The sequence below is a fragment of the Paracoccus sp. SY genome, from assembly GCF_002901215.1.
Lineage (GTDB): Bacteria > Pseudomonadota > Alphaproteobacteria > Rhodobacterales > Rhodobacteraceae > Paracoccus > Paracoccus acridae.
On the sequence record NZ_NWMQ01000157.1, the window covers coordinates 1 to 937 of the forward strand.

The window sequence follows — 937 nt, forward strand, 5'->3', positions numbered from 1 at the left end:
TCCGGTTCCGCCTTGATCGTCGCCCGAAGGCATGACGTGAACCACCGCAGCAGGGCGTTTGCGCCCTGCCTGCCTCTCGCGCGAAGGAGGTTGCCCCCATGCGGCTCACACGATGCGAACGCCACCCGTTCACCGACACCAGCCGAAAGCGGGCTGCGCTGCGCCGCAAGCAGCGCCTTGAACGAGAAGCTCTGCCCCTTCTGACCAAGCTGATGGCCGGGGATTGGTGCAGCCCAAGGCGGCAGCGAACGACATGCTGATCCGCAGCCGCGTAGTTGCTCAGGAAACGTTGGGTTGTATCCGGCGAAGGGTGATCTCGCATCCGCCCTCGTCCGTGGTCCTGTAATTGGTGAGGACCACCCGTTCGCCCTTCCCATCGATCACGAGTTCTCCTTCATGCGGGCCGTTGATCTGACTTTCATCCAGCGCATCCGGTGCCGTAAACCGGACATAATCGCCGCCAGTTTCCACGTCGCCGCTGATCTGGTTCATGCCCTCAAGGGTCAGGATGGCCTTTGTCATAATCGGTCTCTCATTTGATGGTCCGATGCATAACGGCCCAGCAGCAGAAAGGGATGCAATGTTTGGGAACCATCCCGCCGATCCGCTCTCACCTCTGGATTTCCTGCTCAGCTACAGCGTAGGCCGGTTTACATTGGATCAGATGCCGTTCGACCTTGTGGCCCGCGATCAATATGGCTGCCGGATCGAGCCCCGCTTTTCGACTGCCGAGGAAAGCTGCCATGCCTGACTTCACCGCCTACCCGCACCCGGTTCTGGCCGTGTGCTGCCCGACCTGCCAAAGCGCCCCCGGCCTGTGGTGCCGTCGCCCGAGCGGACACCGTGCCGGCGATCTGCACGCCGAGCGGGGCGCGGAGGCCGACCGCCTGTTCATCGAGCAGCATGGTTGGGAAGCCAGCATGTTCCGCGACGGCGA

3 protein-coding genes are annotated in these 937 nt (G+C 62.8%); 2 read left to right on the forward strand and 1 reads right to left on the reverse strand.

The window, feature by feature from the left end; genetic code table 11:
- Positions 1-279 precede the first annotated feature (279 nt).
- Positions 280-492, reverse strand: a complete 213-nt coding sequence (locus CK944_RS22285; protein WP_158248139.1) for a hypothetical protein — start codon at positions 490-492, stop codon at positions 280-282.
- 88 nt (positions 493-580) lie between these two features.
- Here CK944_RS22285 and CK944_RS23525 point away from each other — a divergent pair, with 88 nt between their 5' ends.
- Entirely contained in the window at positions 581-751 is a 171-nt protein-coding gene (locus CK944_RS23525; RefSeq protein WP_158248140.1) for a hypothetical protein, read from the forward strand.
- A partial coding sequence (locus tag CK944_RS22290) for a hypothetical protein (RefSeq protein ID WP_103175201.1) occupies positions 744-937 on the forward strand: 194 nt, incomplete at its 3' end. The genes CK944_RS23525 and CK944_RS22290, both read left to right, overlap by 8 nt.